Genomic DNA, 15,557 nt, shown 5'->3' with positions numbered 1-15,557 from the left:
GCCCGGTAAGCGCAACGCGCCATCCGGCAATGAACAACAATAACGATGTTGGCCATTTACGGTCAGGGCTAACTGTTGCCTGAAGAAGGGTAAGAACATGACAAAATTAACCTGTTTCAAGGCCTACGACATTCGCGGCAGGCTGGGCGAAGAGCTCAATAAAGATATCGCGTGGCGGATTGGCCGCGCCTACGGCGAATATTTAAAACCGAAAACCGTCGTGCTGGGCGGCGACGTGCGCCTGACCAGCGAGGCGCTGAAGCTGGCGCTGGCGAAAGGGTTACAGGACGCGGGCGTCGACGTGCTGGATATCGGCATGTCCGGCACCGAAGAGATTTACTTCGCCACCTTCCACCTCGGCGTGGACGGCGGTATTGAGGTGACCGCCAGCCATAACCCGATGGACTACAACGGCATGAAGCTGGTGCGCGAGGGCGCCCGCCCGATAAGCGGCGACACCGGTCTGCGCGACGTTCAGCGTCTGGCGGAAGCGGGCGACTTCCCGCCGGTGAACGAGGCCGCGCGCGGCAGCTACAGACAAATCAGCCTGCGCGACGCCTACATCGGCCACCTGCTCGGCTATATCAGCGTCAACAATCTCACCCCGCTGAAGCTGGTGGTGAATTCCGGCAATGGGGCGGCGGGGCCGGTCATTGACGCCATCGAAGCGCGTCTGAAGGCGCTGGGCGCGCCGGTGGAGTTCATCAAAATCCACAACACCCCGGACGGCACCTTCCCGAACGGCATTCCCAACCCGTTGCTGCCGGAGTGTCGCGACGACACCCGCAAGGCCGTTATTGAATACGTGGCGGACATGGGCATCGCCTTTGACGGCGACTTCGACCGCTGCTTCCTGTTCGATGAGAAAGGGCAGTTTATCGAGGGGTACTACATCGTCGGGCTGCTGGCGGAAGCGTTTCTGGAAAAACACCCGGGGGCGAAGATTATCCACGACCCGCGCCTGACCTGGAACACGGAGGCAGTGGTGACGGCGGCGGGCGGGACGCCGGTGATGTCAAAAACCGGGCACGCCTTTATCAAGGAGCGGATGCGTACGGAGGATGCCATTTATGGCGGGGAAATGAGCGCGCATCACTATTTCCGTGATTTTGCCTACTGCGACAGCGGGATGATCCCGTGGCTGCTGGTGGCGGAGCTGGTATGCCTGAAGGGGCAGTCGCTGGGTGAGCTGGTTCGCGACCGGATGGCGGCGTTCCCGGCGAGCGGGGAAATCAACAGCAGACTGGCGGAGCCGGCGGCGGCCATTGCGCGGGTGGAAGCGCACTTTGCGGAAGAGGCGCAGGCAGTGGACCGCACGGACGGCCTCAGCATGTCGTTCCCGGACTGGCGTTTCAACCTGCGCTCGTCGAACACCGAACCGGTGGTGCGCCTGAATGTGGAATCACGCGGCGATATTCCGCTGATGGAAGCGCGAACACGCACTCTGCTGGCGCTGCTGAATCAGTAACGTCAGATCTCCCCTTACCGCCTGCGGGTAAGGGGCCAATCACAGGAACAACGATGACAAATCTAAAAAAGCGCGAACGAGCCAAAACCAATGCATCGTTAATCTCTATGGTGCAACGCTTTTCAGATATCACCATCATGTTTGGCGGGCTGTGGTTCATCTGTGAAGTCAGTGGACTGCCATTCCTGTACATGCACCTGTTGGTGGCGCTGATTACGCTGGTTGTTTTTCAAATGCTGGGCGGGATAACCGATTTTTATCGCTCCTGGCGCGGCGTCAAAATGTCGACAGAGTTAACGCTGTTACTGCAAAACTGGACGCTGAGCCTGATCTTCAGCGCCGGTCTGGTGGCGTTTAATGATGACTTTGACAACCGCCTCGCCACCTGGCTGGCCTGGTATGCGCTGTCCAGCCTGGGCTTAGTGTTATGCCGTTCATTTATTCGTTTCGGCGCGGGCTGGCTACGCAATCGTGGTTATAACACTCGCCGGGTCGCCGTCGCCGGAGATTTGCCTGCGGGCCAGGCGTTGCTGGATAGCTTCCGTAATGAGCCGTGGCTGGGTTTTGAGGTGGTGGGCGTCTATCACGATCCTAAACCGGGCGGCGTCTCTGCTGACTGGGCCGGGAACTTCGAGCAGTTAATTGACGATGCGAAAGCCTCGCGAATTCACAATGTTTATATCGCCATGTCAATGAGCGACGGCGCCATGGTGAAAAAACTGGTGCGCGAGCTGGCCGACACCACCTGCTCGGTGATCCTTATTCCCGATGTGTTCACCTTTAATATTCTCCACTCGCGCGTGGAGGAGATGAGCGGCGTTCCGGTCGTTCCGCTGTATGACACGCCGCTATCAGGGATTAACCGTCTGCTTAAACGGGCAGAAGATATCGTGCTGGCGTCGCTGATTCTGCTGCTCATCTCACCGGTACTGTGCTGCATTGCGCTGGCGGTCAAATTGAGCTCGCCCGGGCCGGTGATTTTCCGTCAGACGCGCTACGGGATGGACGGCAAGCCGATCAAAGTCTGGAAGTTCCGCTCAATGAAGGTAATGGAGAACGATAAGGTCGTTACCCAGGCGACGCAAAACGATCCGCGCGTCACCCGGGTAGGTAACTTTTTGCGTCGTACCTCGCTGGATGAATTGCCGCAGTTTATCAACGTATTAACTGGCGGGATGTCCATCGTCGGTCCTCGCCCTCACGCGGTGGCGCATAACGAACAGTATCGTCAGTTGATTGAGGGTTACATGCTACGCCACAAGATGAAGCCGGGCATCACCGGCTGGGCGCAAATTAATGGCTGGCGCGGTGAGACCGATACGCTGGAGAAAATGGAAAAACGCGTGGAGTTCGACCTGGAATACATCCGCGAATGGAGTATTTGGTTCGATATCAAAATCGTTTTTCTGACGATTTTTAAAGGGTTTGTTAATAAAGCGGCGTATTAAGAACCTGACCCACAAGGCTATTTTACTTGCCATATTGCACCAGGGCAGTGCTCAATCTGGCTGCGCCAATGACGCCTTGTGAACAGGTTCTGGAGAAAAGAATGAGTTTACGACAAAAAACGATCAGCGGCGCTAAATGGTCGGCTATCGCCACGATAGTGATTATCGGTCTGGGGTTAATTCAGATGACGGTGCTGGCGCGGATCATCGACAACCACCAGTTTGGCCTGTTGACCGTATCGCTGGTGATTATCGCGCTGGCCGACACGATCTCGGACTTTGGCATCGCGAACTCGATTATCCAGCGTAAAACGATTGGGCATCTGGAGCTGACCACGCTTTACTGGCTAAACGTTGGGCTTGGGATTGTGGTATTTGCGGTGGTCTTTTGGCTGAGCGATGCGATTGCCCATGTTTTGCATAACCCGGATCTCGCGCCGTTAATCAAAACGTTGTCGCTGGCGTTCATCGTGATCCCTCACGGGCAGCAGTTCCGCGCGCTGATGCAAAAAGAGCTGGAGTTCAATAAGATCGGCATGATCGAAACGACCTCCGTGCTGGCGGGGTTCACCTTTACGGTGATTAGCGCCCATTACTGGCCGCTGGCGTTAACCGCGATTCTCGGCTATCTGGTGAACAGCGCGGTGCGAACGCTGCTGTTTGGTTACTTTGGCCGCAAGATTTACCGTCCGGGGCTGCATTTTTCGCTGGCATCGGTGTCCACGAACCTGCGTTTTGGCGCGTGGCTGACGGCGGACAGTATCGTCAATTACATCAACACGAATTTATCGACGCTGGTACTGGCGAGAATTCTCGGCGCAAGCGTCGCCGGGGGATATAACCTCGCGTACAACGTGGCGGTTGTGCCGCCGGCGAAGCTTAACCCCATCATTACTCGCGTGCTATTTCCGGCATTCGCCAAAATCCAGGACGATACCGAGAAGCTGCGCGTCAACTTCTATAAGTTGCTTTCCGTGGTGGGAATTATCAATTTTCCCGCGCTGTTGGGCCTGATGGTAGTGGCGAACAATTTTGTGCCGTTAGTGTTTGGCGAGAAGTGGAACAGCATTATCCCGATCCTGCAATTGCTGTGCGTAGTGGGGCTGTTGCGCTCGGTCGGCAACCCGATTGGTTCGCTGCTGATGGCGAAAGCGCGCGTGGATATCAGCTTTAAGTTCAACGTCTTTAAAACGTTTCTGTTTATCCCGGCAATTCTCATTGGCGGCCATCTGGCGGGGGCGATTGGCGTGACGCTGGGGTTTCTGGTGGTGCAAATCATCAACACCATTCTGAGCTATTTCGTGATGATTAAGCCGGTACTCGGCTCCAGCTATCGTCAGTATATTCTCAGCCTGTGGCTACCGTTTTATCTCTCATTGCCAACATTTATTACCAGCTACGGCACAGGAAAGCTGGTCGACGGTTATTTACCGTTGTCAGGGGTATTCGCACTACAGGTTATGGTCGGTATTTTGAGTTTTATTTTAATGATTATTTTTTCACGCAATGCGCTGGTGATGGAAATTAAAAATCAGCTTGTTGGCAGTGCAAAACTGAAAAAGTTATTACGTGTCGGATGACGGGGATATAAGAGGCTATTTATGAAATTATTAATTTTAGGCAACCACACATGCGGCAACCGTGGTGATAGCGCCATTATGCGCGGTTTGCTTGATGCCATCCGTCAACAGGCGCCAGAGGCGGAGATGGATGTGATGAGCCGTTTCCCGGTGAGTTCCGCCTGGTTGCAGGGGCGCCCGATTATTGCCGACCCGCTGTATCAGTTAAGCCAGAAACAGCAGGCGGCGGCAGGGCTTAACGGTCGGGTGAAAAAAATATTATGCCGTCGTTTTCAGCATAAAATTTTATTGTCTAAAGTCGCCCAGGAAGGATCGCTGCGTAATTTTGCTATCGCGCCGGAATTTGCCGAATTCGCGCAATTTATTGCGCAGTATGACGCCGTCATTCAGGTGGGCGGTTCAAACTATGTCGACTTATACGGTTTGACTCACTTTGAATATCCGCTGTGCGCGTTTATGGCGAACAAACCAATTTATATGGTGGGACATAGCGTCGGCCCTTTCCAGAACCCTGACTTTAACCAGCTCGCCAATTATGTTTTTGGGCGCACCAGTGCGCTGATCCTGCGTGAAACCGTCAGCCGCGATCTGATGACCGCCGCGCAGATCGATACCCGGAAAGTGGAGCAGGGGGTGGATACTGCCTGGTTAGTCGAACGCCGTCACGACGAGTTTGTTGCCAGTTATGCTGTGCAGCACTGGCTGGACGTCACCGCGCGCCGCAAAACCGTCGCGATTACGTTGCGCGATCTGGAGCCGTTTGATAAACGCCTGGGCACCACTCAGCAGGCCTATGAGCAGGCATTTGCCCAGGTCGTGAATCGCCTGATTGCGGACGGTTATCAGGTACTGGCGCTGTCGACCTGCACCAGTATCGATCGCTATAACCGCGATGACCGGATGGTTGCGTTACGGATGGCGAAGTATGTAAACGACTCAGAGCATTTCCATATCGCGATGGACGAACTCAATGACGTGGAAATCGGAAAGATCCTCGCATCCTGCGTACTGACCATCGGGACGCGCCTGCATTCCGCCATTATCTCCATGAATTTTGGCACACCCGCCATCGCCATTAATTATGAACATAAATCCGCCGGGATTATGCAGCAGCTAGGCCTGGCGGAATTGGCCATCGATATCCGTCACTTGCTGAACGGTTCATTACAAAGCGTGGTGGCCGATACGCTCAATCAATTGCCTGCGCTAAAGGCAAAAGTGGCTAACGCCGTCACCGAGGAGCGGGCGAAAGGGTTCACGATGATCAAATCTGTTCTCGACAGAATTCGGGAGGCGCAATGAAAGTCAGCTTTTTTCTGCTGAAATTTCCACTCTCATCGGAAACCTTTGTGCTGAATCAGATTACTGCGTTTATTGATATGGGCCATGAGGTGGAGATTGTCGCGTTACAAAAAGGCGATACCCAACATACTCACGCCGCCTGGGAGAAGTATGGCCTGGCGGCGAAAACCCGCTGGTTACAGGATGAGCCCCAGGGACGGCTGGCGAAACTGCGCTACCGGGCATGTAAAACGCTGCCGGGGCTGCATCGGGCGGCGACCTGGAAAGCGCTCAATTTTACCCGCTATGGCGATGAATCACGCAATTTGATCCTTTCCGCGATTTGCGCGCAGGTGAGCCAGCCTTTTGTGGCGGATGTGTTTATCGCACACTTTGGTCCGGCGGGCGTGACGGCGGCCAAACTACGCGAACTGGGCGTGCTTCGCGGCAAAATAGCGACTATTTTCCACGGGATTGATATTTCCAGCCGCGAAGTGCTCAGTCATTACACGCCGGAGTATCAGCAGTTGTTTCGTCGTGGCGATCTGATGCTGCCCATCAGCGAACTGTGGGCCGGTCGCCTGAAAAGTATGGGCTGTCCGCCGGAAAAGATTGCCGTTTCGCGCATGGGCGTCGACATGACGCGTTTTACCCATCGTTCGGTGAAAGCGCCAGGGATGCCGCTGGAGATGATTTCCGTCGCGCGCCTGACAGAAAAAAAAGGCCTGCATGTGGCGATTGAAGCCTGTCGGCAACTGAAAGCACAGGGCGTGGCGTTTCGCTACCGCATTCTGGGGATTGGCCCGTGGGAACGTCGGCTGCGCACGCTCATCGAGCAGTATCAGCTAGAGGATGTCATTGAGATGCCGGGGTTTAAACCGAGCCATGAAGTGAAGGCGATGCTGGATGACGCCGATGTTTTTTTGCTGCCGTCGATTACCGGTACGGATGGCGATATGGAAGGTATTCCGGTAGCGCTGATGGAGGCGATGGCGGTAGGGATTCCCGTGGTATCTACCGTGCATAGCGGTATTCCGGAACTGGTGGAGGCCGGCAAATCCGGCTGGCTGGTGCCGGAAAACGATGCGCAGGCGCTGGCGGCCCGACTCGCTGAGTTCAGCTGGATTGACCATGACACGCTGGAGTCGGTGATCACGCGCGCCCGTGAAAAAGTAGCGCAAGATTTTAATCAGCAGGCGATTAATCGCCAGTTAGCCAGCCTGCTACAAACGATATAAACGAGGTGGTATGCCCGCGACTAAATTCTCCCGACGTACCCTCCTGACGGCAGGTTCTGCGCTTGCTGTTCTTCCTTTTCTGCGCGCCTTGCCGGTACAGGCGCGTGAACCTCGCGAGACCGTCGATATTAAGGATTATCCGGCGGATGACGGTATCGCCTCGTTCAAACAGGCCTTCGCCGACGGACAGACCGTGGTCGTACCGCCAGGATGGGTGTGTGAAAATATCAATGCGGCGATAACGATTCCGGCGGGAAAAACGCTGCGGGTACAGGGCGCGGTGCGTGGGAATGGCCGGGGACGGTTTATTTTGCAGGACGGGTGTCAGGTGGTGGGGGAGCAGGGCGGCAGTCTGCACAATGTGACGCTGGATGTTCGCGGGTCGGACTGTGTGATTAAAGGCGTGGCGATGAGCGGCTTTGGCCCCGTCGCGCAAATTTTCATCGGTGGTAAGGAACCGCAGGTGATGCGTAATCTCATTATCGATGACATCACTGTTACCCACGCCAACTACGCCATTCTCCGCCAGGGATTTCATAACCAAATGGACGGCGCGAGGATTACGCATAGCCGCTTTAGCGATTTACAGGGGGACGCCATTGAGTGGAATGTCGCGATTCACGACCGCGACATCCTGATTTCCGATCATGTCATCGAACGCATTGATTGTACCAATGGCAAAATCAACTGGGGGATCGGCATCGGGCTGGCGGGTAGCACCTATGACAACAGTTATCCTGAAGATCAGGCAGTAAAAAACTTTGTGGTGGCCAATATTACCGGATCTGATTGCCGACAGCTGGTGCACGTAGAAAATGGCAAACATTTCGTCATTCGCAATGTCAAAGCCAAAAACATCACGCCCGATTTCAGTAAAAAGGCGGGTATTGATAACGCAACGATCGCAATTTATGGCTGTGATAATTTCGTCATTGATAATATTGATATGACGAATAGTGCCGGGATGCTTATCGGCTATGGCGTTGTTAAAGGAAAATACCTGTCAATTCCGCAAAACTTTAAATTAAACGCTATTCGGTTGGATAATCGCCAGGTTGCTTATAAATTACGCGGCATTCAAATTTCCTCCGGCAACGCTCCTTCGTTTGTCGCTATCACCAACGTACGGATGACGCGTGCTACGCTGGAACTGCATAATCAACCGCAGCACCTCTTTCTGCGCAATATCAACGTGATGCAAACTTCAGCGATTGGCCCGGCGTTAAAAATGCATTTCGATTTGCGTAAAGATGTCCGTGGTCAATTTATGGCCCGCCAGGACACGCTGCTTTCCCTCGCTAATGTTCATGCCATCAATGAAAACGGGCAGAGTTCCGTGGATATCGACAGGATTAATCACCAAACCGTGAATGTCGAAGCAGTGAATTTTTCGCTGCCGAAGCGGGGAGGGTAAGTACCGCTATTTTTACGAAAATTCCTGGGAAAAAGTTGTTCATACTTAATGTTATGGTGCCGACTAAGACGTAATGTAGAGCGTGCCATCATTATCCCTGGCAGCAGAGTAATTCATGCTGGCGAAAACAAGCTAAAGAGCTATAATTCAGCAACCATTTTACAGGTGGAAGAAACAATGATGAATTTGAAAGCAGTTATACCGGTAGCGGGTTTGGGTATGCATATGTTGCCTGCCACCAAGGCAATCCCAAAAGAGATGCTACCGATCGTCGACAAGCCAATGATTCAGTACATTGTCGATGAGATTGTGGCTGCAGGGATCAAAGAAATCGTACTGGTGACTCACGCGTCTAAAAACGCCGTTGAGAACCACTTCGACACCTCTTATGAACTTGAATCACTTCTTGAACAGCGCGTTAAGCGTCAGCTTTTGGCGGAAGTGCAATCTATCTGCCCACCGGGCGTGACGATTATGAACGTTCGCCAGGCGCAGCCGTTAGGACTGGGGCATTCTATTCTGTGCGCGCGTCCGGTCGTGGGCGATAACCCTTTCATTGTGGTACTCCCGGATATTATTATTGATGATGCTACCGCCGATCCGCTGCGCTATAACCTTGCGGCGATGGTGGCGCGTTTCAATGAAACGGGTCGCAGCCAGGTGCTGGCGAAGCGCATGAAAGGTGATTTATCGGAGTATTCCGTTATCCAGACGAAAGAACCTCTGGATAATGAAGGCAAAGTCAGCCGGATTGTGGAGTTTATCGAAAAACCGGATCAGCCGCAGACGCTGGATTCCGATTTGATGGCGGTAGGCCGTTATGTGCTTTCAGCCGACATCTGGGCGGAACTGGAAAGAACCGAACCGGGCGCCTGGGGCCGCATCCAGCTCACCGATGCCATTGCTGAGCTGGCGAAAAAACAGTCGGTTGACGCGATGCTAATGACGGGTGACAGCTATGACTGCGGTAAAAAAATGGGCTACATGCAGGCATTTGTGAAGTACGGGCTGCGCAACCTGAAAGAAGGAGCCAAGTTCCGTAAGAGCATAGAGCAGCTTTTGCATGAATAAGTATTAACAACCGTGATAAATGGTTGGTGATAAACATAATAACGGCAGTGAACATTCGAAGCGGCAAGTTGGCTGAAACGAATGTTGACTGCCGTTTTAGTTTTGTATAAAGGGCTTAAGTAACAAGGGGTTATCTGGATCATTTTAATGCTGATTTTATAAGATTAATCCTTGTTTCCGGATGCAATTAATAAGACAATTAGCGTTTAAGTTTTAGTGAGCTTTGCCCTGCCGGGCGAGGTCTGTAACAAGTCGATATGTACGCAGTGCACTGGTAGCTGATGAGCCAGGGGCGGTAGCGTGTCCTGAATAATTATAATATCGTATTTATAAAGATTATTTTTAGAAAACAATAAGAATAATTTTTTATTTGAGAGACTTAGCATGATATATTATATTTTTATTGTAATTTTTCCGTTCTTTTCATTTGTTAAGAATAAAAATATAAAAATTTACGCCTTGATGCTAAGTTTTTTATTTCTTGTCTCGTTTTGTTCTTTACGTTGGCAGACTGGTACTGATTGGCTCCCCTATTACGATGATTTCATGAGTCCAGGGAATCGACATGACTTTGAAATCGGGTATGTATTATACGTCAAATTAATAAGATATTTGACAGATAATTATACATTGTTTCTATTCACTACATCAATTATTCCTATCGCGTTAATATTCTGGGGATGCCTGAAAACACAAAAAAATATATCATTAACTATTCTGTCTGTTTGTGTTTTTTATAGTTATTATTATCTGGGGTCTTTTTTTGGGGCCGAAAGAAGAATTATTGCAATTGGGTTATCTTTTTTCGCTTTAATCCAATATAAAAGTAATAAAAAGGTGCAATCGCTTATTCTTATTCTATGTGCGTCGACATTTCATATCTCGTCTTTAGTTACCTTATCTGTTTTTTTAATCAATAAGTTATCTTTAAACTTATATAAAATATTACTTGTGCTTGGTGCCATTCTATCATTGCCTTTGTCACATTATTTATCAGATATAATTTCTTCCGTTATTAGTCTAATTCCTGTCGAAATTGTTCGCTATAAACTCACTGTTTATACTCAAAATGCACAAGAATATGGTTCCATAAGTATATCTGGAATTTTAAAAAGGGTGGTAATTTCTGCTATTTTTCTTTACACATTATCTTTTGATATAAAAAATAATAAGGCAAATTTATTTTTGGTAAAAACATATTTATTTGGAACTATCATATATTTATTTTTATCTCCGATCTCAGCCATGTTCTCAGTAATTAGTATATATTTTACTATAGTCGAAATATTGTTGATTCCTGCAGTATTAGTGCGTGTAGGAATTTTTACACGGATTCCTGCTCTGATTTTTATAGTGATTTTTTATTTTGGCTATCAAGTTTACTCTATACTAGGGTCTTATCCTGAACTTTTCTATCCTTACATATCGGTATTTTCAGAAATTCAGCGTCAAGGTATTTACTAATGTTATTAATATATACGGGTTCGTATCCAGATGATAAATGTGGAGTAGGTGATTATGTTTATAATCTAAACCAAGAAATTAAAAAGAATTATACAGTTAACGTTGTCAAACTATCCTTATTCGAATTAATCTATAAAATAGTTTCTAATAGAAAAATTATCAAACTTATTAATATTCAATATCCATCGATTGGATTTTCGACAAACAAAATTGCGGCTTTTAAACCTCATGTTGCATTTATCTTAGCTAAGTTAGTTGGCTTAAAAACATCGATAACGCTACACGAATTTAGTAGTTTATCAAAGAGAGCTCAATATTTCCTAAAAATTTTTAAGCTTGCTGATTATATAATCTTTACAACTCAGTATGAGAAGAATATAGGTGAAAAAACATTATTTAATTCTGCAAAAACAAGACTAATTCCTATCGCATCTAACATACCTTCTTGCCAAAAGAAAGAAAAAAAATTTGATCTTGTTCATTTTGGTATAATTTCCAAAGGAAAGGGAATAGAAGAATTTATCTGGATTATTAAAGAGCTTAATAAGAAAAATATTAAATTCCGCTCTGCCTTGATTGGTTATGTTCCTGGTGCTGACAATAGTTATGCCAATTTAATTATAGAACAGTGTACAGAACAAAAGTGCGAGTTACTTTTAAATAAATCAGCAGCCGAAATATCAAATCTGCTAGCTGAAACTGACATGGCTATATTACCATATCCCGATGGCATCTCAGAACGGAGAGGTACTGCCCTTGCTGCGATGATTAATCGAGTATTAGTATTTTCCCTAAGGGGGCAGTTTTCGTCTGAATTTGAAAATATTGCCGTATTAGGGAACGATAAAAATGATCTTTTGAGTAAGGTTTTATATTATATAAATAATACAGATAGCTTTGCCAAAATTAATGATAGTGCCTATGAGTACTCTGAAAAAAGAAATTGGCAGTCGATCGCTCAACTGTATATAGGACTAATAAACAATGATAGTAATAAATAATTATTTTAGTGGTGTTTTAAAAAGAGGAATACCGATTTATACTGAAGAGTTAGTTCTTCAAATGAAAAAGGACTCTATGCAAGTCTGTGAATTAACTTGTCCAAAAGTCCTATACCCTTTACCTGCTTTTATACATAATTTTTTATTCATATTCTATGAACAAATACTTACTCCGCTTATTGGACTTATATTAAAGTCAAAATTTAATATCTATCCATATAATAGTACATCAATTATAGACGCGTACTTGGGTAAATCAGTGGTTATTATTCATGATCTAATAAGCTTAAGAAAAAAGAACCATTCTTTATCCGCGAAATATGTGTCATATTGTATGCTCAAAGCATCACAATTAAAAGCCGATTATATATATATATCAAAAACAACTAAGCGTGTTATAGATAGCATTGAACTCTTTAAAAATTGTAAAGGCTATTATTTCCCAAACACATTTTTTCGTTTCGAGGAAATTGCGAAAAAAAATACGATTCTTGATCTTGGATATATATTATTGGTAACAGGGGTGGGTGATAATAAAGATCTCGATGGTGCTTTGAAATTATATTCATCTATTAGCAAGGATGAACGATTGCCGCTTAAAATATTAGGCTGTGGAAATGCTATAGAGAGGGTAAAAAAAATAATTGATGACCATAGAGTCCAAAGTGAAATTGAAGTTATTCCTTTCCTGGATCTTGATGATGTTGTAAGCCTTTATTGTAACTCTACCTTTATTTGGGCACATTCGAAATATGAGGGTTATGGAAGAGCTGTAGCAGAGGCTAAGTTGTCCCATAAAAAGATTTTATGTACACAAATATCAGCCTTTATGGAACAAAAAGATGAAAATGTATATCTTTATACTAATCAAAATGACTTTCACATCCAATATAAAGCTGTGTTAGCTAGCAAGTATAAAGATATCCATGGACAATTGATAGAACATGAAATTTTTAAATCCCAACTCGAGTTTTTATATGGAAAAAAGTAAAATACTCATCCTCACCCCACGATTTCCGTATCCAGTGGTAGGAGGGGATAGGTTAAGGATATATCGCATTTGTAAGGAATTGTCTAAATACTACACATTAGATTTGCTAAGTCTATGCGATAGTATCGAAGACTTAAATTTTATAGTAAAAAATGATCACGTCTTTGATAAAATTTTCCGGATCTATCATCCTAAAATAAAAAGTTATTTTAATGTATTAAAAGCATTACCTGGTAGAAAACCACTTCAGATAGCTTATTATAAAAATACTGAATTTGAAAATAAACTTAATGAGATAATTAGGAATTATGATTTGACTCTTTCTCATCTCATTCGTGTTGGTGATTACACTTTAAATAAGCCTGGCTTGCATATTCTTGAAATGACTGATGCAATTTCCTTAAATTATTCGCGTATAAAAAAAGAAGCTCCGAAAAATTCTTTAAAAAGCATCATTTACTCTATCGAACAAGAGCGATTATTAAAATATGAAAAAGAAGTTTATGGCCGCTATTCACTCATATCGTTAATATCAGAGGTTGACAAAAAATTCCTTTTTGGGAATAGGAATGATAACATTTTGGTTTGTAATAATGGAGTTGATCTTGAGGATTATCCTTTTACAAAGAGAGTCATTGAAAATACCAATATAATTAATCTTATTTTTATTGGGAACTTGTGTTCATTCCAAAATTTTGACGGAGTGAAATGGTTCGTAAAAAATATTCTACCATCAATAAATAAAAATAATAACGGTAAGAAATATATTTTCCACATTTTAGGTAAAATAAACAAAAGTGATAAACTATATTTACAAGGTTTTGAAAATGTTGTGGTGAGTGGCAGCGTTACAAATATGGCTGATGCGGCTAAAATAGGACATATCGGAATTTGCCCAGTTCGGTTTGGTGCAGGTGTACAAAATAAAATATTAGAATATATGGCTCTTGGACTTCCAACTATCACATCCCGAATGGGTTATGAGGGTATAGAAGCAAATATTGGTGAAGAGATATTAATTGCTGATAATAGTGATGAGTACTTGAAGTCGTTAGAAACTTTGAGTGAAAATTCTGTATATCAAATGATTGCTAAGAATGCGCGAAATTTTGTTGCGGAGAAATTTAATTGGTCAACGCGTTTATCAGTTTTGGTGAAAAATATTGAGAGGTTAACAGGAAAATGATTACACCAATAATTATGGCTGGGGGAAATGGAAGTCGGTTATGGCCACTTTCTCGAACGTTATATCCTAAACAGTTTTTATGTTTAGATGGCTCTCAAAGTATGCTTCAGACCACAATTACGCGAATTAATAATTTGAATGCTTCAGATCCTATTGTTATTTGTAATGAGCAGCACAGGTTTATTGTTGCAGAACAGCTTAAAGAATTATCTAAATCATCTGGCGATATAATTTTAGAACCTGTTGGACGTAACACGGCCCCTGCAGTAGCCTTGGCAGCTTTAAAATGCCTTAAGAAAAACGCTTTACTGTTAGTATTGGCTGCTGACCATATAATTAAGGACGAAGAAACGTTTTGTAAGACTATACAAGACGCTAGAAAATATGCCGAAGCAGGAAAATTAGTTACGTTTGGTATTGTACCTACCATGCCAGAGACAGGTTATGGTTATATACGGCGTGGGCAAGCTCTTTTCTCTGCAGAAAATGATTGTTCTTTGGCGTTTAGGGTGGCTGAATTTGTCGAAAAACCCAATCTAGAAACGGCTCAGAGTTATCTTGATTCTGGTGAGTATTACTGGAACAGCGGTATGTTTTTATTTAGGGCAGATCGATATATTGAAGAGTTAAAAAAATTTCGCCCTGATATTTATAAAGCTTGCTCATTAGCGATGGAATCTGCTGTTACGGATCTCGATTTCATTCGAGTGGATGAAGATTCATTTTGCGCTTGCCCGGATGAATCAATTGATTATGCAGTGATGGAAAAGACGAATGACGCGGTTGTCGTACCTTTAAATGCGGGTTGGAGTGATGTCGGTTCGTGGTCTTCTCTTTGGGAGATAAGTGATAAAGATAGTAATGGTAATGTGACTAAAGGCGATGTATTAAGCCACAATGCAGATAATTGCTATCTCCATGCAGAAACGGGTTTGGTAACCGCTGTTGGTGTCAAAGATCTTATAGTCGTGCAAACGAAAGATGCCGTTTTAGTTGCAAACACAAACTGTGTTCAAGATGTTAAGAAAATTGTTGAGAAAATTAAATTAGAAAATCGTCATGAGCATATAACTCATCGGGAAGTTTATAGACCATGGGGTAAATACGATTCAATCGATTTCGGTGAGCGTTATCAGGTAAAGAGAATCACTGTAAAACCCGGAGAAGGAATTTCAGAGCAGCAACATTATCATCGCGCGGAACACTGGATTATCGTTGCAGGTACCGCAAAAATAACCATAAAAGGTGAAGTGAAAATTTTAACTGAAAATGAATCCGTATATATTCCTGTCGGTGTTAAGCACTGCCTTGAAAACCCAGGGAAAATTGCACTTGAACTTATTGAGGTAAGATCCGGCGCATATTTAGGGGAGGATGATATTGTTCGTTTTTCAGATAAGTATGGTCGTAATTAA

12 protein-coding genes are annotated in these 15,557 nt (G+C 45.7%); all 12 read left to right on the top strand.

Features of this window, described 5'->3' with window-relative positions:
• Positions 1–97: 97 nt before the first annotated feature.
• The 12 genes from cpsG to J4650_RS05265 all read left to right on the top strand — a co-directional run bounded on the left by cpsG (position 98) and on the right by J4650_RS05265 (position 15,557).
• Positions 98–1,468: a colanic acid biosynthesis phosphomannomutase CpsG gene (cpsG, locus tag J4650_RS05320; protein WP_023993373.1), complete on the top strand. Its 1,371-nt coding sequence runs from the start codon at positions 98–100 to the stop codon at positions 1,466–1,468.
• A gap of 53 nt (positions 1,469–1,521) precedes the next feature.
• Positions 1,522–2,916, top strand: a complete 1,395-nt coding sequence (wcaJ, locus tag J4650_RS05315; protein ID WP_000183155.1) for an undecaprenyl-phosphate glucose phosphotransferase — start codon at positions 1,522–1,524, stop codon at positions 2,914–2,916.
• Positions 2,917–3,017: 101 nt separating this feature from the next.
• Positions 3,018–4,496 carry a colanic acid undecaprenyl disphosphate flippase WzxC gene (wzxC, locus tag J4650_RS05310; protein WP_023993372.1) on the top strand — a complete coding sequence of 493 codons (1,479 nt, stop codon included), beginning with the start codon at positions 3,018–3,020 and terminating at the stop codon, positions 4,494–4,496.
• A 21-nt stretch (positions 4,497–4,517) separates the two neighbouring features.
• Positions 4,518–5,798 carry a colanic acid biosynthesis pyruvyl transferase WcaK gene (wcaK, locus tag J4650_RS05305; RefSeq protein WP_124235008.1) on the top strand — a complete coding sequence of 427 codons (1,281 nt, stop codon included), beginning with the start codon at positions 4,518–4,520 and terminating at the stop codon, positions 5,796–5,798.
• Positions 5,795–7,015 carry a colanic acid biosynthesis glycosyltransferase WcaL gene (gene wcaL / locus J4650_RS05300; RefSeq protein ID WP_023993371.1) on the top strand — a complete coding sequence of 407 codons (1,221 nt, stop codon included), beginning with the start codon at positions 5,795–5,797 and terminating at the stop codon, positions 7,013–7,015. Before wcaK ends, wcaL begins: the two co-directional genes overlap by 4 nt.
• A 10-nt stretch (positions 7,016–7,025) precedes the next feature.
• Positions 7,026–8,429, top strand: coding sequence for a colanic acid biosynthesis protein WcaM (gene wcaM / locus J4650_RS05295; protein WP_023994317.1), 1,404 nt, complete (start codon positions 7,026–7,028; stop codon positions 8,427–8,429).
• Between the two features lie 177 nt (positions 8,430–8,606).
• A complete protein-coding gene (galF, locus tag J4650_RS05290; RefSeq protein ID WP_000981469.1) occupies positions 8,607–9,500 on the top strand; it encodes a GalU regulator GalF in 894 nt (297 codons plus the stop codon).
• 384 nt (positions 9,501–9,884) lie between these two features.
• A complete protein-coding gene (locus J4650_RS05285) occupies positions 9,885–10,964 on the top strand; it encodes an EpsG family protein (protein ID WP_023993369.1) in 1,080 nt (359 codons plus the stop codon).
• Positions 10,964–11,965, top strand: a complete 1,002-nt coding sequence (locus J4650_RS05280) for a glycosyltransferase family 1 protein (RefSeq protein ID WP_000924685.1) — start codon at positions 10,964–10,966, stop codon at positions 11,963–11,965. The genes J4650_RS05285 and J4650_RS05280 overlap by 1 nt, the downstream gene beginning before the upstream one ends.
• Positions 11,949–12,956: a glycosyltransferase gene (locus tag J4650_RS05275; RefSeq protein WP_001536394.1), complete on the top strand. Its 1,008-nt coding sequence runs from the start codon at positions 11,949–11,951 to the stop codon at positions 12,954–12,956. Before J4650_RS05280 ends, J4650_RS05275 begins: the two co-directional genes overlap by 17 nt.
• On the top strand, positions 12,943–14,142 hold the full coding sequence (locus J4650_RS05270) for a glycosyltransferase (protein ID WP_023993368.1): 1,200 nt from the start codon (positions 12,943–12,945) through the stop codon (positions 14,140–14,142). Before J4650_RS05275 ends, J4650_RS05270 begins: the two co-directional genes overlap by 14 nt.
• Positions 14,139–15,557, top strand: coding sequence for a mannose-1-phosphate guanylyltransferase/mannose-6-phosphate isomerase (locus J4650_RS05265; RefSeq protein WP_000632420.1), 1,419 nt, complete (start codon positions 14,139–14,141; stop codon positions 15,555–15,557). The genes J4650_RS05270 and J4650_RS05265 overlap by 4 nt, the downstream gene beginning before the upstream one ends.

Source organism: Salmonella sp. 32120201201600049SM, assembly GCF_017572835.1.
GTDB lineage: Bacteria > Pseudomonadota > Gammaproteobacteria > Enterobacterales > Enterobacteriaceae > Salmonella > Salmonella enterica.
Note: the sequence above shows the minus strand (reverse complement) of the source record. Positions and strands in the feature narration are given on the sequence as shown.

What these genes read in the sequence shown, in the direction of transcription:
- wcaM (WP_023994317.1), top strand. Translation starts at nt 7,026, where the DNA reads ATGCCCGCGACTAAATTCTCCCGACGTACCCTCCTGACGGCAGGTTCT.
- wzxC (WP_023993372.1), top strand. Translation starts at nt 3,018, where the DNA reads ATGAGTTTACGACAAAAAACGATCAGCGGCGCTAAATGGTCGGCTATC.
- wcaJ (WP_000183155.1), top strand. Translation starts at nt 1,522, where the DNA reads ATGACAAATCTAAAAAAGCGCGAACGAGCCAAAACCAATGCATCGTTA.
- J4650_RS05285 (WP_023993369.1), top strand. Translation starts at nt 9,885, where the DNA reads ATGATATATTATATTTTTATTGTAATTTTTCCGTTCTTTTCATTTGTT.
- wcaL (WP_023993371.1), top strand. Translation starts at nt 5,795, where the DNA reads ATGAAAGTCAGCTTTTTTCTGCTGAAATTTCCACTCTCATCGGAAACC.
- J4650_RS05265 (WP_000632420.1), top strand. Translation starts at nt 14,139, where the DNA reads ATGATTACACCAATAATTATGGCTGGGGGAAATGGAAGTCGGTTATGG.
- J4650_RS05275 (WP_001536394.1), top strand. Translation starts at nt 11,949, where the DNA reads ATGATAGTAATAAATAATTATTTTAGTGGTGTTTTAAAAAGAGGAATA.
- cpsG (WP_023993373.1), top strand. Translation starts at nt 98, where the DNA reads ATGACAAAATTAACCTGTTTCAAGGCCTACGACATTCGCGGCAGGCTG.
- wcaK (WP_124235008.1), top strand. Translation starts at nt 4,518, where the DNA reads ATGAAATTATTAATTTTAGGCAACCACACATGCGGCAACCGTGGTGAT.
- galF (WP_000981469.1), top strand. Translation starts at nt 8,607, where the DNA reads ATGATGAATTTGAAAGCAGTTATACCGGTAGCGGGTTTGGGTATGCAT.
- J4650_RS05270 (WP_023993368.1), top strand. Translation starts at nt 12,943, where the DNA reads ATGGAAAAAAGTAAAATACTCATCCTCACCCCACGATTTCCGTATCCA.
- J4650_RS05280 (WP_000924685.1), top strand. Translation starts at nt 10,964, where the DNA reads ATGTTATTAATATATACGGGTTCGTATCCAGATGATAAATGTGGAGTA.